This is a genomic window from Halorubrum depositum, from assembly GCF_007671725.1.
Lineage (GTDB): Archaea > Halobacteriota > Halobacteria > Halobacteriales > Haloferacaceae > Halorubrum > Halorubrum depositum.
Genome location: NZ_VCNM01000002.1, coordinates 664,660 through 682,882, shown reverse-complemented (window position 1 = coordinate 682,882; position 18,223 = coordinate 664,660). Strand labels below are relative to the sequence as shown.

Sequence of the window (18,223 nt, the reverse complement as noted above, 5' to 3'; positions counted from 1 at the left end):
GTATCGTGTTTGTAACTGCGTCAGCTGTCGTGCGTCGTCGGTTCGCCGGCCGTTCCGGGTTTCTCTCCGGGCGCGGTCGGGACGTCGCCGCGCGCGAGCGCGGTCTGGCCCGTCCGCGCGATCTCGATAATGCCGAACTGGCGGAACGCGTCGAGCGCGTCGTCGATCCGCGCCTCGTCGCCGGTGAGCTGGACGGTGATCGTCCGTGGCCCCGCGTCGAGCGTCCGACCGTCGTACATCTCGGTGACGGCGTGGACCGCCGCGGGGTCGTCGGCCTCGACCTTCAGCAGGACGAGCTCGGCGGTGACCGCGTTGCCGGACACCTCGCCCACGGAGATAACGGGTTTCAGCTTCGCCATCTGCTTTTCGATCTGGTCGATGCCGGGGTCCGTCTCCTCGACGACCATCGTGATCCGCGAGTGGCCGTCGACGGTCGTCGGGCCGACGGTGAGGCTCTCGATGTTGAACTGGCGGCGGGAGACGAGCCCGGAGACGCGCGCGAGCACGCCCGGCTCGTCCTCCACGAGCGCCGAGATGACGGCGCGCCGCGACTCGTGTTCGGCCTCCAGGACGGGGTCGATCCGGATCCCTTCGAGGTTCCGGCGCCCCTCCGGGTGGTCCCGCTCCTCGGGACCGGGCTGCTCGCTCGGCGCGGGCCGCGAGTCGGCCTCGGGCACGCCGGCGTCGGACGCGGAGCCGCCGTCGGTCGCGGGTCGGGAGTCGGGCGAGTCGCCGCTCATAGCTGGTCCTCCGCGGTGGCGAACTTCCCGTTCGCGCCGCCGCTCGGCACCATCGGCAGGACGTTCTCCTCGGGATCGACGTGGAAGTCGATCACGGCGGGACCGTCGTAGTCGAGCGCCTCCTCGATCGCGGGCGCGACCTCGTCGTAGTCGTCGACGCGGAGCCCGAGCGCGCCGAACGCCTCGGCGAGCTTGTCGAACTCGGGCATCCACGTGTAGTCGGAGGCCATGTGACGCCCCTCGTAGAAGGCGTCCTGCCACTGGCGCACCATGCCGATGTACTCGTTGTTGAGCACGGCGATGGTGACATCGAGGTCCTCGCGCACGGCCACGGAGAGTTCCTGCATCGTCATCAGGAAGGAGCCGTCGCCGTCGAAACAGACCACGTCGCGGTCGGGCTCGCCCATGTTGTCGGCGGCGACGCGCGCGCCGACCGCGGCGGGCACGCCGTACCCCATCGTCCCCAGCCCGTGCGAGGAGATCCACGTTCGCGGCTCCGTGTACGTCCAGAACTGGGAGGCCCACATCTGGTGTTGGCCGACGCCGGTCGTCACGATGGTGTCGTCGTCGGTCGCCTCGTCGAACGCCTCGACGACGAACTGCGGCTTCAGCGGCTCGTCCTCGGGCGTCGCGTACGTGAGCGGGTACGTCTCCTTCCACTCGGCGCAGCGCTCGCGCCACGCCTCGGCGTCGGGCGCCTCCCGGACCGCCGCGGTCAGCTGGTCGAGGACGCGCCCCGCGTCGCCGATCAGCGGGTGGTCAGCGTGGACGTTCTTCGAGATCTCGGCCGGGTCGATGTCGACGTGGACGACCTCGGCCTCCGGCGCGAACGTGTCGATCCCGCCGGTGAGCCGGTCGTCGAACCGGGTGCCGACCGCGATCAGGCAGTCGGTGTGGGTGATCGCCATGTTCGCGTAGCCGGTGCCGTGCATCCCGGCCCACGAGAGGCAGAGCTCGTCGTCCTCGGGGAACGAGCCGATCCCGGGCATCGTCGTCGTCACCGGGATCCCGTACGTCCGCGCGAACGTCCGCGCGGCGTCGCTCGCCTCGGCCTTGATCACGCCGCCGCCGAACAGACAGACCGGTCGCTCGGCCGCCTCGATGGCTCGGGCGGCCGCCTCGACCGCGTCGGCGTCGGCGTTCGGGTCGGGGTCGGTGCCGGCCGGCGGTGCCGCCGCCCCCGGCGTCTCGTCCGTCTCGTCCTGGGTGACGTCCTTCGGGAGGTCGACGAGCGTCGGTCCCGGGCGACCGGCCCGCGACAGCTCGAACGCCTCGCCGACGGTGTCGCCGACGGTGTCGGCGCCGCTCGCGAAGTAGTTGTGCTTCGTGATCGGGCGCGTGACCCCGATGGTGTCCGTCTCCTGGAACGCGTCGTTGCCGACGAACTCGGTCGGCACCTGTCCGGTCAGCGCGAGCATCGAGTCGGAGTCCATGTCGGCGTCGGCGATCCCGGTGACGAGGTTCGTCGCGCCCGGGCCCGAGGTCGCCAGGCAGAGCCCCGGCTCGCCCGACACGACGCCGTACGCGTCGGCGGCGTGGGCGGCGCCCTGCTCGTGGGCCATCGTGACGTGGTCGATCGACGAGCTGTACAACGCGTCGTAGACGGGCATGATCGCGCCGCCCTGGACGCCGAAGGCGGTCTCCGCGCCGGCCGCCTCGAGGGCGGCGACGACCGACTCCGCGCCGGTCGAGACCGCCCCCGCGGCGGGCGTCTCGTCGGACTCGGCGGCGGGGGCGTCGTCCGCTCCCGTCGCCGGCTCCTCGGAGCCCTCCGGGTCGTCCTCTCGTGGGTGTGCTGCTGTGTCGCTCATTGTCGTGGTGGTGTGTGTGGCATCTCTCGCGCGTCGGAGTTCGATCCGACCGCCGGGCGATGGATCGCGTTCCGATCGCGGCGGCGGTCGGCGGTACGTCGAGTCGGTGAGGAAGGGGTTGTGTAGGGGATTATACCCCTACGATGATCGGCGCGACGGCTCCGGCGACGTCGGCTGTCGTCGGGTCCGCGGTGTGCCGTCGCATCTCGCCCTGACCAACGGAGTCGGGGTATAAATCCCTGTCGGGGCGTCGCCCCGACCGGTCGGATCGCGGCTCCGCGCCGCGTCGCGCCCCCGCACCGGCTTGCGGTCCCGTATCGGCTCGCTGCGAACGGGCTCGCGGGAGCCCCCGCCGATCCGCGCGGCGGTCGCTCGGCGGGCTCCCCGGTCAGGGGGGCGGCCATCAGACTCGGACCTCCTCCTCGCGGTCGATGCCCGCCTCCTCGGCGAAGCGCTCGACGTCGCCGGCGGTCACCTGCCGCTTGCCGGCGCCGTACTCCTTGACGCGCTTGGTGATGCGGCGGACCTCGCCGTCGCTCGGGTCGAAGCCGGCCTCCTCTAAGTGCTTGCGCACACTGTGGGTGCCGGTGTGTTTCCCGAGGACGAACTCGCGTTCGGCCCCCACCATCTCCGGGGTCATCACGCCGGTCTCGAACGTGTCGGCGTTCTCGATGACGCCGGCCGCGTGGATGCCCGACTCGTGCGCGAACGCGTTCCGCCCCGTGATGGGCTTGTTCGCGGGCACGGGGATGTCCGAGGCCTCCTCGACGATCCGCGCCAGCTTGGTGATCTGGGTCGTGTCGATGCCGGTGTCGACGCCGTACACCGACTCCACGGCCATCACGACCTCTTCGTAGGCGGCGTTGCCGGCGCGCTCGCCGATCCCGTTGACCGACACCTGCGCCTGCTCGGCGCCGTTCTCGAAGCCCATGATCGCGTTCGCCGCGGCCATCCCGAAGTCGTCGTGCGTGTGCACGTCGACGCGGGCGTCGGTCGCCTCGACGACGGCCTTCACCGTCTTCCCGAAGCTGCTCGGCATCCCGACGCCGCAGGTGTCGGGGATGTTGATCCAGTCGGTGCCGGCGTCCGAGACCGCCTCGACGATGTCGATCAGGTAGTCGGGGTCGGTCCGGGTGGCGTCCATCGGCGAGAACATGCACTCGACGCCGGCGTCTTTCACCTGCTCGACGGCGGCGACGGCGCGCTCCTTCGCCTCCTGCCGGGTCGCGTGCATCGAGTCCTCCAGCTGCACGTCGCTGGTGGAGACGAACACGTGGACCATCTCGACGCCGGAGTCGATCGCGGCGTCGATGTCGCCCTCGACGACCCGCGCCAGCCCGCAGACGGTGGTGTCCGTCGCGGCGGCGATGTCGCTCACGGCCTCGAACTCCGCGTCCGAGTTCACCGGGAACCCCGCCTCGATGACGTGGGTGTTCATGTCGTCCAGCGTCGCCGCTATGCGGCGTTTCTCGTCGTAGCTGAACGACGTCCGTGGTGACTGTTCTCCGTCTCGTAACGTCGTGTCGAAGATCCGTACAGGACCGATTTCGATGTTAGAAGCTATCGTGCCCTGGAAGAACTCGATCCGCCGGGGTGTCCGACGAAGCCTCCGTGATGTCTGTCATCGACTGTCGACAGTACGGTCGAGAACTTAACGCTTGTGCCGTTCACAAAAACCACTCCACGGCGACAGGTTCGTGTCGAGCGGCGTCGGCGAAAAATCGCATGACACCAACGCCATGTCATCTCCTTATATTGATTATATACCACGCGGCGTGATCCGGGACTGTGGTTTCGGAACCCGAGTCATAAGGCCGATCGACGTTCGTTTCCTTTCGGCCGCGGTCCGTGCGCGTCGCGCGCTGATCCCGGAGCGGGGCCCGACGGCGTCGCGTCCCGATCCCCGATTCAGAGCCCGAGCGCGTCGGTTATCTCGCGACGGGCCGCCAGCAGCTCCCCGTCGGTCCGGTCGCGGGGGCGGTCGGCGTCGACGTCGACCACCGCCTCGATCGTCCCGGGCTGTCCGCCGAGGACGACGACGCGGTCCGCGAGGTAGGCGGCCTCCTCGACGTCGTGCGTCACCAGCGCGACCGTGGTCCCCCGCTCCGCCCACACGTCGAGCAGGTGGTCCTGCTGCTCGTGTTTCGTCAGGCGGTCGAGCGCGGAGAACGGCTCGTCGAGCAGCAACACCTCCGGCTCGTAGGCGAGCCCGCGCGCCAGCGCGACGCGCTGGGCCATCCCGCCGGAGAGCTCGCCCGGCCGGCTCTCCGCGAACCCGTCGAGCCCGACCGTCTCGATCAGTTCGTCAACGCGGTCGCGCGTGTCGGGGTCGTCGCGGTCGACGTCTGCCGGGAGACCGAGGGCGACGTTCTCCCGCACGTCCGTCCACCCGAGGAGCCGCGGCTCTTGGAACACCATCCCGACGGCGTCGCTGCCGCCCTCGCGCACGTCGACCCCGTCGACCGCGGCGTCGCCCTCGAACCGGCCCTCCAGCCCGGACAGCACGCGCAGCAGCGTCGACTTCCCGCAGCCGGACGGGCCGACCACCGCGACGAACTCCCCGTCGCCGACAGCGAGGTCGACGTCCTCGAGCGCGACCGTCTCGCCGTAGCGCTTGGTGAGCCCGCGGACGGCGAGGGTCGGCTCTGCCATCGACCCGGTGCCCCGTTCCGACTCGGTCGCGTCCGCGGTCGCTGCGGCGTCGCCGTCGTCCGCGTCGACCGCGGCCGCGTCGCCGTCCGCGTCGACGTCGTCGTCCGTGAGCACGCCCTTACCGAACGACGACACGGTTCTTCACCTCCTTGACCGCCAGGTCCGAGAGGTTCCCGAAGAACGCGAACAGCAGGATCGAGCCGACGATGATGTCGGGGCGCGCGAGCACCCGGCCGTCGCTCAGCAGGAACCCGATCCCCTCGCTGGCCGCGATCAGCTCTGCGGCCACGACGAACATCCACGCCAGGCCGACGCCGCCCCGGATCCCGACGAGCAGGCTCGGCACCGCGGCCGGGAACACCACCCGTCGGAGCGACTCGATCCGGCCGAGGTCGTACACCTCGGCGACCTCCAGAAGGTCCTCGCTCACCTCGCCGATCCCCGTCGAGAGGTTGAGGTAGACGGGGAAGAAGGCGCCGACGGCGATCAGGAGCACCTTCGCGCCCTCGCCGATCCCGAACCACAGCAGGAACAGCGGCACCCACGCCAGCGAGGGAATGTTCTTGAGGCTCTGGAGCAGGGGGTCGAGGAGGTCGGCGGCGAGGTCGTACAGCCCCGTGAGCGTCCCGAGGAGGATACCGACGCTCGCGCCGAGGAGGACGCCGAGGAACACGCGCTGGACCGTGATCGCGACGTGACCCCACAGCTCGCCGGAGACGCCCAGCCCGTAGAGCGTCTCGACCACCCGCAGCGGCGTCGGAAGCTGGTGGGCGGCGAAGACGCCGGTCGCGACCAGCAGGTGCCAGGCGACGACGACCGCCGCGGGCACGACGAAACCGATCAGCCACCGGAACTGGTCGGCGTCGGGGAGGGTCTCGGCGGCGACGCCGATCCCCGTCCGCTCCGTCTCGCGCGTCGCGGCCATCTCACTCGCCCCCGCTTCCGGCGTCGCCGACGATATCGGCCGCGAACTCCGCGTCGAGCAGGTCGTCGATACTCCCCGCGGGGTCGGCGTCGTCGTTGACGAGCCCCTCGCGCTCTAAGATCGGCGCGAGGTCGGAGAGCAGGCCGCGGTGCGCATCGCCCGGAAGCGGCTCCGAGAGGTCGGTGCGGCGCGTGAACACGCGCTCGGCCACCGCCTGGGACATCTCCGACTCGCTCGCGAGGATCCCCGCGGTCTCCGTCGGGTTGTCGATCGCCCACTCGCGGCCGCGCTCGTAGGCCTCGACGACCCGCCGGGCGTCATCGGGGTGGTCCGCGAGGAAGCCGTCGAGGAAGTTGAGGAAGCCGTAGGTGTTGTAGGCGGGCTCGCGGAAGAACAGCTCCGCGCCGTCGTGTTCTAGCTCCAGCTCGGCCATGTGGGGGTCGAGCCCGGCCCACGCGTCCACGTCGCCCCCCACCAGCGCCGACTGCCCCTCCGGATGTTGGAGGTGGACGACCTCGACGTCGTCCTCGCTCAGCCCTGCGTCGTCGAGCGCCTGCAGCAGGAAGAAGTACGGGTCGGTGCCGCGGGTGGCCGCGACGCGCTTGCCCTCCAGGTCCGCGACCGACTCGATCCCCGTCTCCGCGAACGTGACGAGCGCGGTCCACTCCGGCTCCGAGTAGACGTACGGCGTCGTGATCGGGACCCCGTTCGACCGCGCCATCAGCGCCGCGATCCCGGCGGTCGAGGCGACCTCCGCCTCCCCTCCCTGCGAGTACTCGTTGGCCTGGTTGCTGCCGAGGCTCAGCACCCACTCCACGTCGACGTCCGTCTCCGCGAACGCCTCCGCCAGCCACCCCTTCTCGCGCAGGACGAGGCTGACCGGGTTGTAGTAGGCGTAGTCGACCGTCACGGTGCGTCCGTCGCTCCCGGCGCAGCCGGCGAGCAGCGAGCCGCCGATCGCTGCGCCGGTGCCGCGCAGGAACTGTCTTCGTTCCATCGTACCTCTCCGTACCGGCCCCACTGATAAGGGCGTATGCTTATAGAGAATATTTATCTGCAGCTATGATGCTCTACAGTAATTTATTCGGCGATGTGAGAGACGAACACAGGGGCGTATCCGCCGTCTCGGAAGTTCTGACGGCGGTCCGTGCGGCTCGATCGGTCCGTGAGCCGCGAGCCGTCGGATCCCCGACGTGTGTGATACCGGAACCGATTGCCGTCACGCGTCACGCGGGCGAGGCACGTCGCCGAGGCCGCGGGCTACGCCTCGTCGAGGCCGCGAACCGCGTCGAGGAGGTCGGTGGCGTCGACGTCCCGGTCGACCGCGACGACTCGGTCGGCGGCCGCGACGACCGCCGCGTTCGGCTCGGCTCGGTCGCTCTCACTTCGATCGGTGTCGCCGCCGGCGCCGTCGACGACGACGGTCGCGTCGGCCTCGTGCGCGAGCTCCGCCGCGGCCTCGCGGGTCCCCGCGCCGACCGGCTCGAACGCGGGGGCCGCGACCACCCGGGCGCCGGCGTCGCGAGCGGTCTCGGCGGCCGCGTCGCCTTCGGGGACCACCCCGACCGAGAGCTCGTGGCCCGCGGCCGCGAGGCGAGCGACGACCCGCGAGGCCGCCCGTCCCTGCCCGACGACGTGGAGGCGCCGCGCGTCGGTCTCGCCGCGGTCCGCGTCATCGCGGTCCGCGTCGCGCCCGCCGGCCGCCCCGACCGCGTCGAAGGCGGTGACCGCGGGCGTCCCGGTCGCGGGGTTCCGGCCCACGAACGCCTCGGCGTCGAACGCGGTCCGGAGCGCGTCCGCGGTCAGCACCTCGTCGGGCGGCCCGGTCGCGTGGACGCCGCCGTTCGCGAGGACGACGATCCGGTCGCAGTACCGGGCCGCGGCGTCGAGGTCGTGGATCGCCGCGAGCGCGCTCCGGCCGTCGTCGACGAGGTCGCGGACGAGCTCGAGGGTGCGCACGGCGTGGTTCGCGTCGAGGCTCGCCGTCGGCTCGTCCAACAGGAGGGCCGGCGTCCCCTGGGCCAGCGCCCGCGCGAGCAGGACGCGCTGGCGCTCCCCGCCCGACACCTCGGTGATCGAGCGGTCGGCGAAGCGCGCGACGCCGGCCGCGTCCATCGCCTCTCGGACCGCCCGGTCGTCGTCGGCGCCGTGGCTGTCGAACCGGCCGAGGTGGGGCGTCCGGCCCATCTCCACCACGTGCCGCACCCGGAAGTCGAACGCGAGGCTCGTCTCCTGCGGGACGCTGGCGACGCGGCGGCCGGCCTCGCGCGCGGAGAGGTCGGCGGCGCGGTCGCCGTCGAGCAGGATCTCCCCCGAGTCGGGCGTGAGCGATCCCTTGATCGCCCGGAGCACCGTCGTCTTCCCCGCGCCGTTCGGGCCGACGAGCCCGACGAGTTCACCGCGGTCGACCCGGAGGTCCACGCCGGAGACGACCGGCACGTCGCCGAATGACGCCGTCAGGCCGCTGACTCCGATGAGGGGGTCGTCGCCGTCGGGATCGGTGGCCCCGAGACCGTCGCCCGCCCCGCCTCCGCCGTCCTCCGCGGCCGGCTCGGAGCTCACAGCTCGTGCACCTCCCGCTTCGAGAGCAGGTAGACGAAGAAGGGCGCGCCGACCGCGGCGGTGACGATGCCGACCGGCAGCTCCGTGCTCCCGGCGCGGGCGACCGTGTCGGCGGCGACGAGGAACGACCCGCCCGCGAGCGCCGCGGTCGGTAACAGGACCCGGTGATCGGGGCCGACGACCAGCCGGAGGATGTGGGGGACGATTAGCCCGACGAAGCCGATGATCCCGGCGAAGGCGACGCCCGCGGCCGTGATCAGCGCGGAGGCGCCGAGCAGGACCCGCTTGGTGCGCTCGACCGCGATCCCGAGCCCGCGCGCCTCCTCCTCGCCGAGCAGGAGGACGTTGAGGTCGCGCGCGTACACGAGGAGGAGGACGAACAGCGGGGGCACCACGACCGCCGTCGCGGCGACCTCGCTCCACGAGGCGCCCGAGAGGTGGCCCATCAGCCACGCGACGACGCGGCGGAGCGACTCGCCGGCCTGCAGCTGGAGGTACGAGATGACCGCGCCGAGGAACGTCTGGACCGCGACGCCCGCGAGCAGCAGGGTCGCCACCGGGGTCCGCCCGTGTCGCGTCGCGATCGCGTACACGCCGAAGGCGGCCGCGAGCGCGCCGACGAACGCGAAGAGGCTGACGCCGGCGCCGTGCGAGAGCCCCAGGTCGACCGCGCCGACCAGCGGGAGCGTGACGGTCGCCGACAGCGCCGCGGGGAAGACGATGAACGCGACGGCGCCGACCGCCGCGCCGGAGGAGACGCCGATGATCGACGGGTCGGCCATCGGGTTCCGGAAGAACCCCTGCATCACCGTGCCGGCCGCCGCGAGCGCGAAGCCGACCAGCGCGGCCATCAGGATTCGGGGGAGCCGGACGCCGACGACGATCTGCGCGTGGACGTCGTCGACCGGGAACGCGAACGGCGAGGCGTAGGCGAGATCGATCCCGGGAAGGGTCAGCGGGCCCACGCCGGGGAGCCGCAGGGTGCCGATCCCGGCGGTCGTCGTCTCGATACCGGCCGGCACGGTGACCGCGTTCAACACGGCCTTCACGACCTCAGCGGGCGGGATCCTGACGGGACCGATCGCGGCGCTCACCACGGCCACGGCGACCAGCGCGGCCGCTAACCCCGCCGACCAGACGGACGCCCGCGTCCAGGCACTCATTCGTTCTCCAACAAAACTTGTAGTAGGTAAATACTTATTGGACGAGCCGCGTCGTCGATCCGATGCGAACGAGATACGTTATCGCGGTGGCCCTGCTCGTGACGACCGCCCTCGTCGGCGGCGTCGCGGGCCCGGCCGCGGGTGCACAGCCGGCGACGGTCGAGTCGCCGACGGACGGACCGACGCTCCAGGCCCCGACCGACGGGCCGAGCGTCCACCAGACGGGAGACGCGTGCGGGTTCCCGCTGGAGATCACGGACGCGACGGGGACCACGATCACGCTCGACGAGGCGCCCGAGCGGATCACGACGACGAACCCGTCGGCCGCCCAGACGCTTTGGGAACTCGGCGAGCAAGACCGCGTCGTCGGCGTCACCCAGTACGCAGCGTACCTCGACGGGGCGAGCGAGCGGGAGAACGTCTCCGCGGAGGGGCTCGGCGTCAGCGTCGAGCGCGTCGTGGCCACCGAGCCGGACCTCGTGCTCGCGCCGAACGCGTCGGCGGGCCAGGTCGAGGCGCTCCGCGAGCAGGGCCTCACCGTCTACCACTTCTCCGAGGCGACCTCAATCGAGGACATCGCGGAGAAGACCGAGACCGTCGGTCGCCTCGTCGGGAACTGCGAGGCCGCCGCCGAGACGAACGCCGAGATGAATGAGGCCGTCGCTGACGCCGAGAACCGGACCGCCGACCTCGACCGGCCGGACGCGCTCTACCCGCTCGGGAGCGGCTTCGTCGCCGCGAACGACACGTTCATCAACTCGATCATGGAGGCCGGCGGCGTGGACAACGTCGCGGCCGCGGAGGGCGACGGCTACCCGCAGCTCTCCGACGAGGTGATCCTCCAGACCGACCCCGAGCTAATCTTAGTGACCACCCCCGACGCCGCGATCTTAGCGGAGGAGCCGTACGCCAGCACGACCGCCGGCACCGAGGGCAACTACGTCGTGATGAACGTGAACTACCTCAACCAGCCGGCGCCCCGCAGCGTGATCGAGTCGACGACCACGCTCTCGACCGCCGTCGCGGAGCTCCAGGCGGAAGACGGAGAGGCGGGCGGGAGCGACGGAGAGAACGAGAGCGATGGCGAGACCGACGGCAGCGACGGCGGCATGAACGAGAGCGACGGCGGCGACGGATCGACCGCGGACGGCAGCGACGGCGGCGACGCGACCACCGGCGACGAGGCGCCCGGGTTCGGCGTCGTCGCCGCGCTGATCGCCGCGATTGCCGCGGCGCTGATCGCGCGGCGGCCGTGAGACGGGGGCCGAGCGTCGATCCCTACTGATTCGCCGACCGGGCGTCGAGCGCGACCGGGATCGACCGGGCGGCGACGTCGCCCGCGAACGCCTCGCCGTCCGCCTCCAGCTTCTCGAAGGTGTCGTAGTGGATCGGGACCACTAGGTCCGGGTCCATGCGCTCGGCCAGGTCCGCGCTCGTGTGTCTATCGGAGACGATGCCGCCGCCGCCGATGTTCGCGAGGAATACCGAGACGTCGAGCTCCGCGAACGCGTCGAGCGCGTCGGAGTCGCCCGGCCAGAAGACGGTTCGGTCGCCGAGACCGAGCAGGAACCCGCAGCCGAGCCCGGGCGGGTGCGTCACCGAGCCGTCCGGGCCGGCGTTCGGGCCCTCGGGGTCGTTGTGGGCGGCGACGGACCACACGGTCGCCTCCCCGGCGGGCGTGTGGACGTCGACGCGCGCCTCGTCGTCGACGCGGATCACGTCGTAGTCGTCGGCGAGCGAGTCGATCGACTCCACGTCGCGGTCGATCCCCTCGGGGTCGACCGCGTCGTAGATGACGAGCGTCGCCTCCTCGCTCGCGACCGACCGGATCCCCTCGGGGTCGTAGTGGTGGTCGTGGGTGACGACGACGAGGTCGCCGTCGCGCGCCCAGTAGTCGTCGAGCACGCCGTACCGCCCCGGGTCGGTGTAGGCGACCGGGCCGTCCTCGGGCGCGAGCCGCGCCGTCGCGTAGCCGAGCCACTCCACCGCGAAGTCGTCGTAGCGGACCGTCATGTGATCGCGGTCCGGGCGCGGACGCCTTGAGGGTGGCTATGGGCGGTCGACGCCGCCGAGCGCCTCGTCCCCCTCGTCGACGCGGATCAGGTTCCAGGCGTCGTCGAGGTCGGCCGCGGGGTTCTCGTTCCCGCTCTCACTGCTCCTACCCCGATCGGGCGCGAACGCCGGCCCGAGCACGTGCTCCGGGACGATGGGCATGGGGATCGGGACGTAGCCCGCGGCCCGCATCGGCGCGAAGCCGCTGGCGCTCTCGACGACCGCGCCGTCGGCGCCGCGGCGCACCCGGAACCGCTTGTCGTCGGGGTGGCGGCTGTACGCGTACGGGAACGCCTCCGCCGGCGGCTCGCGGAGGCTCTCGACGCCGGCGAGCACCGCGACGACCCGCCCGTCGACCTCGCAGACCAATCGGGGGACGACCGGGCGACCCGCCTCGTCGACGGCCGCGGCGTCGACGCCCGGTCCCGCGGGCACCGGGCCGACCGGGGTGTCGGTCTCGCGCCACGCGAACGTCGGCTCCCCGAGCCCCTCGAACCGGACGCAGGCGTACCCGCCGCCGGCGACGGGGATCCGGTCCGGACCGGCGTGGAACGTCCGGCGGCCGTCGCGCTCGGCGACGAGCAGCGGGGGGTCGGCGAGCAGCGACCGCACCCGCTCGGCGGTCGCGCCGTCGTCGACGACGAAGCACGCGCGGCGGTCGCGGTCGAGCGCGTGTGCGAGCCGCGAGGCGATCACCGTCGGCGTCGCGTCGTCCGGCGTGAGCGGCTCGACCGCGAGGGGCGATCCGCCGTCCCGGGGCGTCGCCACCGCCGGGGGCTCCGCCCGCGTCTCGGGGTTCGCGACCTCGTAGCCGTCGTCCGCGAGCCGCGCCGCGGCCGCGTCAGTCAGCCGCCGTCGCGCCGCGTCCCCGAGCGGGCCTGGCATGCGAGGCAGTACGGGCCCGAGCGTGAAGTTGTTTCGCGTGGGGAGAGTCGCGTTCGCCCCGGCGTCGCGGGTTTCAAGCGATCACCCCGAGTCGCCCGCGAGCCGCGCGACCCGCTCCAGCGAGTCGGCGTCTTCCACCGACTTGTCCTCGCGGACGCCGACGAACCGGGGGAACCGCAGCGCGTACCCCGACGAGTACGTCGGTGACGTCTGAATCTCCTCGTAGCCGACCTCCAGGACGACCGCCGGCCGGATCGAGAGCTCCGTCCCGTTCTCGCTCACGACGCGGGGCTCCAGCCGCTCGGTGAGGTCGGCGAGCTCCTCGTCGGTGAGGCCGGTCGCGACCTTGCCGACGGTCGCGAACCCCTCGCCCGCCTCGCCCCCCTCGCCGTCTCCGCCCGCCCGCACCCCGAGCAGGAACGTCCCGAACAGCTCCGCGCGTCGTCCCTCTCCCCACTCCGCGCCGACGACGACCGCGTCGAGCGTCTCCACGTCGGGCTTGCGCTTCAGCCACTCCCGCCCGCGATCGCCCGGGGTGTAGGGAGCGTCCGGGTCCTTCAGCATCACCCCCTCGTGGCCCGCGTCGAGCGCGGCCGCCTCCGCCGCCTCGATCGCCTCGACCCCGCTCGCGACCTCCAGGGGCGCGGCCGCGTCCGGGACGACGTCGACGAGGCGCTCGTGACGGACCCGGAGCGGCTCGTCGAGCAGGTCGTCGCCGTCGGCGTGGAGGCAGTCGAAGGCGTGGAGCCGCAGCGACACCTCCTCGCGCATCCGGTCGACGTCGTGTTTCCGGCGGAACCGCCGCAGCACCTGCTGGAACGGGAGCGGGTCGCCGTCGTCGTCGACCGCGACGACCTCGCCGTCGAGGATGACCGGGACGTCGACCCGAGCCGCGACGCGCTCGGCGATCTCCGGGAGCGCGTCGGTCACGTCGTCCATGTTCCGGGAGTAGAGCTTCGGGCCGAGCGCGTCTCCCTCCGGTTTCCCGTCGCCCTCGGGCACGTAGTGGACCTGCACGCGCGCCCCGTCGAACTTCGTCTCGACGGCGACCTCCCCGAACGCCTCGACCGCGTCGGTCGCGGTCCCCGCCTGCGCGAGCATCGCCTGCACGGGGCGCCCGACGACGAGCCCCTCGGCCCGGAGCCCCGCGAGCCCCTCGTCGCGCGCGAGGACCGCGACCCGGCCGTAGTCGTTCGTCACCTGCAGCGCGCGCTCGACGGCCGCGACCGCCTCGTCGCCGGCGCGCGGGGTCGGCTCCTCGTCGTCGCTCTCGGCAGACTCGAACTCCGGGTCGGTCAGGAACGCCTCGGCGATCGCGTCTCGAACGGTCCCCTCGCCGACGCCGATCCGCATCTCGCCGAGCACCAGGCGCGCGAGGAACTTCGCCTCGGCGGGGTCACACCGGTTAAACAGCCCGAACAGCGCGTCGAGCTTGCGGGACTCACTCCCGTCGCCCGACGCGGCCGCCAGCCCGCGCAGGTCCGCGTCCAGCTCGGCGACCGTGAGCGCGTCGCGCCCGTCGCCGAAGGCGGCGAGCCCGCGCTGGCCGCCGAAGTCGAAGCCGGCGGCGACCGCGCCGATCTCGCCCGCCGACGCCAGTCGGTCCTCGACGTCGGCGGCGGTCACGTTCTGGCCCGCGGCGCGGGCGATCGCCTCCCGGCACAGCGCCGGGCCGACGTCGAGGGTCCGCGTGTCGTGCGCCGGGAAGACGCGGCCGAGCAGGAGGCGGGTGACCGTCGCGAGGTCGTCGCCGTCGCTCGGGTCGTCCGCGCTCCCCTCTCCGCCGGCCTCGCGGAGCAGATCCGCGACCGCGAGCGTCGTCTCGATGTCGCCCGGCTCGGCCGCCAGCCGCTCGGCCCGCGCGGCGAACGTGGCGAACTCCATGTGCGGAGTCGGCGATCGGCGGGCAAAAACGCGCCGGTCCGTCGGCCGACTCGACCGCACGCCGTCTGTCGGTCGCCCCGGCCGCTCGCCGTGCCGATCGTCCCCACGCGACCGATCGGCCGTAGCCCTTTTTACCGGGCCGACACGTCGACCGTCCCATGAGCACGGAGTCCGCCCTCGCAGACGGCGTCCGCGAGGCGCTCGCCGTCGACCCGGACGAGTTCGCCGCGCGCGCCGAGGAGGAGGCGGAGATCGTCAAACAGGAGCTCCGCGACGGCTCCTTCGACAACCACCAGTCGATCGTCGGCTTCGAGTACGAGTTCTACGCGGTCGCCGACGGGCGCTGGAGCGAGGAGTCGCGGGCGGGCGAGTACGCCCTGATGCGCGTCCCGCGGCGGCTCTTAGAGCTGATGGGGTTCGAGAAGGAGCTCGGGCTCCACAACGCGGAGATGTCGACGAGCCCGCAACCGCTCTCCGACCACGGGCTCCGGGCGCAGCTCGCGGAGGTGCGCGCGCGGCTGGAGGCCGCGGAGAACACCGCGGGCGTCGAGGGGATGCGGCTCGTCTCCGACGGGATCTGGACTATCCCCCCGACCGGCGAGACGGCCCGCGAGTACCTCACGGACTGCGTCGACGTCGACGGCGTCACCGTCGCGGTCAACATGAGCGACTCGGTCAGGTACCACGCGATGGCGAACACGGGCGCCGCCGACGAGCGCGGCACGGTCGTCGAGGCGCCGGGGGTGTCGCTCGCGGCCGACACCGTGATGCCGGAGAGCCTCATCACCTCGATCCAGCCGCACTACCAGGTCGCGCACGCGGAGACGCTCCCGCGGCACTTCCGCTACGCGCTCCGGACCGCGGGCCCCCTCCTCGCGCTCGGCGTCAACTCCCCGTTCTTCCCGCCGGAGCTGTACGACGACGGGTGGGACGGCGAGCGCGTCCTGAGCGAGGGCGCCGCCGAGAACCGGATCCACGTGTTCGAGTCGGTGCTCAACGAGCGGACCGACGACGACAAGGTGCGGTTCCCGCGCGACGTGCACGACGTCGAGACCGCGGTCGACCGGATCGCCGGCGACGAGACCCTCATCCCGATGCCGGAGCCCGAGGGGACCGACCGCTTCGACGACCAGTTCGCGACGTTCCGGACGAAGCACGGCAGCTACTGGCGGTGGGTCCGCCCCGTCTTCGAGGGGGCGAGCCGGTCGAGCGCGAACGCCCGGATCGAGTTCCGCCCCATCGCGGCCCAGCCCACCGTCCGCGACTCGATCGCCTTCCAGGCGGCGTTCGCCGGGCTGATGGAGGCGCTCCCGCAGCGCGAACACCCGGTCATCCGCCTCGGCTGGGAGACCGCCCGCGACAACTTCTACGCCGCGGTCGCCGACGGGCTCGACGCCGACATCGAGTGGATCGGCCGCGACGGCGAGACCACGACCGACACCGACGCGATCTACGAGGACCTCCTCGACCACGCCGAGGCCGGCCTGTGCACCGCCGGCTGTCCCGAGGAGGAGGCGGCCTCGTGGCTCGCCCCGCTCCGGTGGCGCGTCGCGAATCGGACCACGCCGGCGAGCTGGAAGCGCGACCGGGTCCGCGCGCGCCTCGACGCCGGTGACGACTTCGAGACCGCGGTCCACGACACACAGCGCGAGTACATCGACTGCCAGTCCGACACGCTCATCGACGGCGGCTTCTCCGCGTGGAAGGACAGCGGCGAGGCGGAGTAGCTATTTATAAAACGGCCGATCGAGACCTACGACCGATCCGGCGCGTCCCGGTGAGCGGCCCGTAGGGCCGCGAACCGACGGCGCGAGGGAGTCGCTGGCGGCTGATGCCGCCAGCGACGAGGCTGGGGAGGTGTGAGGCTGTGGTGCGGTCGCGGTCGGGAGGGACTCAAAGGGGCAGCCGCGAGGACGAAGACGGGCGTTCACGAGAGCAGAGCTCTCGTGAGCCAATCAGAACGCACAGCGTTCTGATGACGACGCAAGGACCACAGGAGCGAACGACGTGAGCGACGAGGACCGCAGCGAGCCCATCGAGTTCTCGCGGCTGGGGCTTTGGCGGTGTTCACCGTCGATCCCGAGTCAATCCCTTTTAAACGAATGGTGGTGTCACCAATCGAGTATCGCTCACGCTCACCGGTTTAAAACGCGTATGAATGGCGGACAGGCGGGGTGGCCCGGCGTTCCGGCGCGGGGTATCCCGGTTGCCTTCTCCACCCCGCGACCCGACGAGCGACGGGCGTTCGGCGATGGGCTGCTCGCTTCCGCGCCTGACCCGGTGTCGCCGACGAACCGCGACGGACCGCTCCTGCGAGCGGGCGCCACGGATCGCTGTCCCCGGCGGACGAGGCTTCCACGTTGGCTCTCGGGGCCCGCGCCGGTCTGACCGGACGCGCCCGCTGTTCGGTCCCCGCTGAAGACTACCTCACGGGTGACGAGCGGGGCCTAACCGCCCGACCTAGTCCGTCCGACGATACTCGGGTCCGGCATAAGGGCCTTTCGTTCGGCGACTCCACACTACGACAGCAGCGCTCGGGCGTACGCCGCGGCGGAGACCGGAAGCGGGACCGACAGGGCGACGACGGCGGGCGCGTGCCAGCGCAGCCAGCGGTAGTCGGCGTACATCGTCGTCGGCTCGACGGCGAGCGCCCACATCGCCGCGCTGAGCGTAGTCGCGACGCCGAGGATCACCGCGACGCCCGCGAGCGTCCCGGGGTCGAGGTTGCCCTGCTCGACCGAGGCGACGACGACGGCGCTCAGCAGTGCGAACAGCGCGATCCCGCCGGCGCCGAGGGTGCCGGCGGCGTAGTAGCCGGCGAGTTGCGTCGCGTACCCCGACACGAGCGCGTACGGGGCCGCGAGCGCGACCACGGTGACGACGCCGGCGGCGATCCCCGTCCGGCGCGAGACGTCGCGGAGGTTCATGCTCCCGGATCGGTCCGGGACCGCGGTAAAAGAATCGGATCGGCGGCGGCCGCGTCCCCGCGCTGACCGTGTCCCCGCGCCGACCACGCCGACCGCACCACCGACCGCGCCGCCGACCCCCGTACCGTTTTGAGTCGCCGGCGCGGAGTGGGACGTATGAGCCTCGACGTCGACCCGCCGGAGCCGCCAGAGCTCGCCGCCGTGGACCCCAACGAGTACGAGGACGCGGAGGTCGCCGGCGGCGAGTACCGCCGCGACGATCTGGAGGAACTCCTGCACGAAGGCGCGTGGGAGGACGCCTTCGCGGAGTGGGCCGCCGGGAGCGACATGGACGAGGAAGACTGGGCTATCGCCGTCGACCTCGGGCTCGTCTCCCGGTTCGACTTCTTCTGGGACGACTTCGCCGACCGCGTCGGCTACCACGCGCCCGGGCTGCCCGAGGACTGGAAGGAGCGAGACCTCCACCCCGACCTCGACTCGTGGGGGACCGTCTCCGCGATCAACGCGGGGCTCACGGAGCTCGGCCAGATCGTCTGCGAGACGCTCAAGGAGGAGTACATCGACTGGGAGGCCGACTTCGAGGCGCCCGACGACCTCCCCGACTTCGAGGAGTAGCGGCCGC

General features: G+C 72.1%; 15 protein-coding genes and 1 other RNA gene. 3 read left to right on the top strand and 13 right to left on the bottom strand.

Annotation, left to right across the window (positions count from 1 at the left end):
* Window positions 1–20 precede the first annotated feature (20 nt).
* The 8 genes from ilvN to btuC all read right to left on the bottom strand — a co-directional run bounded on the left by ilvN (window position 21) and on the right by btuC (window position 9,853).
* Entirely contained in the window at window positions 21–740 is a 720-nt protein-coding gene (gene ilvN, locus FGM06_RS10880) for an acetolactate synthase small subunit (RefSeq protein ID WP_144799272.1), read from the bottom strand.
* Window positions 737–2,551, bottom strand: a complete 1,815-nt coding sequence (gene ilvB / locus FGM06_RS10875) for a biosynthetic-type acetolactate synthase large subunit (protein WP_144799271.1) — start codon at window positions 2,549–2,551, stop codon at window positions 737–739. Before ilvB ends, ilvN begins: the two co-directional genes overlap by 4 nt.
* Window positions 2,552–2,954: 403 nt before the next feature.
* Complete coding sequence (locus FGM06_RS10870) at window positions 2,955–4,136, bottom strand: LeuA family protein (RefSeq protein WP_449405050.1); 1,182 nt, start codon at window positions 4,134–4,136, stop codon at window positions 2,955–2,957.
* A gap of 323 nt (window positions 4,137–4,459) precedes the next feature.
* On the bottom strand, window positions 4,460–5,203 hold the full coding sequence (locus tag FGM06_RS10865) for an ABC transporter ATP-binding protein (RefSeq protein ID WP_144799943.1): 744 nt from the start codon (window positions 5,201–5,203) through the stop codon (window positions 4,460–4,462).
* Window positions 5,204–5,321: 118 nt separating this feature from the next.
* Window positions 5,322–6,128, bottom strand: coding sequence for an ABC transporter permease (locus FGM06_RS10860; protein ID WP_144799269.1), 807 nt, complete (start codon window positions 6,126–6,128; stop codon window positions 5,322–5,324).
* Between the two features lies 1 nt (window position 6,129).
* Window positions 6,130–7,125, bottom strand: coding sequence for a substrate-binding domain-containing protein (locus tag FGM06_RS10855; RefSeq protein ID WP_144799268.1), 996 nt, complete (start codon window positions 7,123–7,125; stop codon window positions 6,130–6,132).
* A 263-nt stretch (window positions 7,126–7,388) separates the two neighbouring features.
* Window positions 7,389–8,690, bottom strand: coding sequence for an ATP-binding cassette domain-containing protein (locus FGM06_RS10850; protein ID WP_144799267.1), 1,302 nt, complete (start codon window positions 8,688–8,690; stop codon window positions 7,389–7,391).
* Window positions 8,687–9,853, bottom strand: a complete 1,167-nt coding sequence (gene btuC / locus FGM06_RS10845; RefSeq protein ID WP_144799266.1) for a vitamin B12 ABC transporter permease BtuC — start codon at window positions 9,851–9,853, stop codon at window positions 8,687–8,689. The genes FGM06_RS10850 and btuC overlap by 4 nt, the downstream gene beginning before the upstream one ends.
* A gap of 62 nt (window positions 9,854–9,915) precedes the next feature.
* On the opposite strand from btuC, the gene FGM06_RS10840 reads away from it, so the two are divergent.
* Window positions 9,916–11,109 carry a PGF-CTERM-anchored ABC transporter substrate-binding protein gene (locus FGM06_RS10840; protein WP_144799265.1) on the top strand — a complete coding sequence of 398 codons (1,194 nt, stop codon included), beginning with the start codon at window positions 9,916–9,918 and terminating at the stop codon, window positions 11,107–11,109.
* A gap of 22 nt (window positions 11,110–11,131) precedes the next feature.
* Here FGM06_RS10840 and FGM06_RS10835 read toward each other — a convergent pair whose 3' ends face one another.
* The 3 genes from FGM06_RS10835 to ligA form a co-directional block, all read right to left on the bottom strand.
* Window positions 11,132–11,866, bottom strand: a complete 735-nt coding sequence (locus FGM06_RS10835) for an MBL fold metallo-hydrolase (RefSeq protein WP_144799264.1) — start codon at window positions 11,864–11,866, stop codon at window positions 11,132–11,134.
* A 36-nt stretch (window positions 11,867–11,902) separates the two neighbouring features.
* The gene (locus tag FGM06_RS10830) at window positions 11,903–12,790 is read right to left on the bottom strand and encodes a hypothetical protein (RefSeq protein ID WP_144799263.1); all 888 of its coding nucleotides are present in this window, start codon (window positions 12,788–12,790) and stop codon (window positions 11,903–11,905) included.
* Between the two features lie 81 nt (window positions 12,791–12,871).
* Window positions 12,872–14,674, bottom strand: coding sequence for an ATP-dependent DNA ligase LigA (gene ligA / locus FGM06_RS10825; RefSeq protein ID WP_144799262.1), 1,803 nt, complete (start codon window positions 14,672–14,674; stop codon window positions 12,872–12,874).
* 158 nt (window positions 14,675–14,832) lie between these two features.
* On the opposite strand from ligA, the gene FGM06_RS10820 reads away from it, so the two are divergent.
* Window positions 14,833–16,401 (top strand): hypothetical protein, encoded by a 1,569-nt coding sequence (locus FGM06_RS10820; protein WP_144799261.1) that lies wholly within the window; start codon window positions 14,833–14,835, stop codon window positions 16,399–16,401.
* A 432-nt stretch (window positions 16,402–16,833) separates the two neighbouring features.
* Here the strand turns inward: FGM06_RS10820 and ffs are convergent.
* Both ffs and FGM06_RS10810 read right to left on the bottom strand, forming a co-directional pair.
* An RNA gene (ffs, locus tag FGM06_RS10815) (signal recognition particle sRNA) lies at window positions 16,834–17,145 on the bottom strand.
* Window positions 17,146–17,193: 48 nt separating this feature from the next.
* On the bottom strand, window positions 17,194–17,601 hold the full coding sequence (locus tag FGM06_RS10810) for a DUF7548 family protein (RefSeq protein ID WP_144799260.1): 408 nt from the start codon (window positions 17,599–17,601) through the stop codon (window positions 17,194–17,196).
* Between the two features lie 156 nt (window positions 17,602–17,757).
* On the opposite strand from FGM06_RS10810, the gene FGM06_RS10805 reads away from it, so the two are divergent.
* On the top strand, window positions 17,758–18,216 hold the full coding sequence (locus FGM06_RS10805; RefSeq protein ID WP_144799259.1) for a hypothetical protein: 459 nt from the start codon (window positions 17,758–17,760) through the stop codon (window positions 18,214–18,216).
* The last annotated feature ends 7 nt before the right edge of the window (window positions 18,217–18,223 follow it).

Coding starts and splice junctions, on each gene's coding strand:
- btuC (WP_144799266.1), bottom strand. CDS start 9,853: ATGAGTGCCTGGACGCGGGCGTCCGTCTGGTCGGCGGGGTTAGCGGCC.
- FGM06_RS10830 (WP_144799263.1), bottom strand. CDS start 12,790: ATGCCAGGCCCGCTCGGGGACGCGGCGCGACGGCGGCTGACTGACGCG.
- ilvN (WP_144799272.1), bottom strand. CDS start 740: ATGAGCGGCGACTCGCCCGACTCCCGACCCGCGACCGACGGCGGCTCC.
- FGM06_RS10805 (WP_144799259.1), top strand. CDS start 17,758: ATGAGCCTCGACGTCGACCCGCCGGAGCCGCCAGAGCTCGCCGCCGTG.
- FGM06_RS10820 (WP_144799261.1), top strand. CDS start 14,833: ATGAGCACGGAGTCCGCCCTCGCAGACGGCGTCCGCGAGGCGCTCGCC.
- FGM06_RS10860 (WP_144799269.1), bottom strand. CDS start 6,128: ATGGCCGCGACGCGCGAGACGGAGCGGACGGGGATCGGCGTCGCCGCC.
- FGM06_RS10840 (WP_144799265.1), top strand. CDS start 9,916: ATGCGAACGAGATACGTTATCGCGGTGGCCCTGCTCGTGACGACCGCC.
- FGM06_RS10855 (WP_144799268.1), bottom strand. CDS start 7,125: ATGGAACGAAGACAGTTCCTGCGCGGCACCGGCGCAGCGATCGGCGGC.
- ilvB (WP_144799271.1), bottom strand. CDS start 2,551: ATGAGCGACACAGCAGCACACCCACGAGAGGACGACCCGGAGGGCTCC.
- ligA (WP_144799262.1), bottom strand. CDS start 14,674: ATGGAGTTCGCCACGTTCGCCGCGCGGGCCGAGCGGCTGGCGGCCGAG.
- FGM06_RS10865 (WP_144799943.1), bottom strand. CDS start 5,203: ATGGCAGAGCCGACCCTCGCCGTCCGCGGGCTCACCAAGCGCTACGGC.
- FGM06_RS10810 (WP_144799260.1), bottom strand. CDS start 17,601: ATGAACCTCCGCGACGTCTCGCGCCGGACGGGGATCGCCGCCGGCGTC.
- FGM06_RS10835 (WP_144799264.1), bottom strand. CDS start 11,866: ATGACGGTCCGCTACGACGACTTCGCGGTGGAGTGGCTCGGCTACGCG.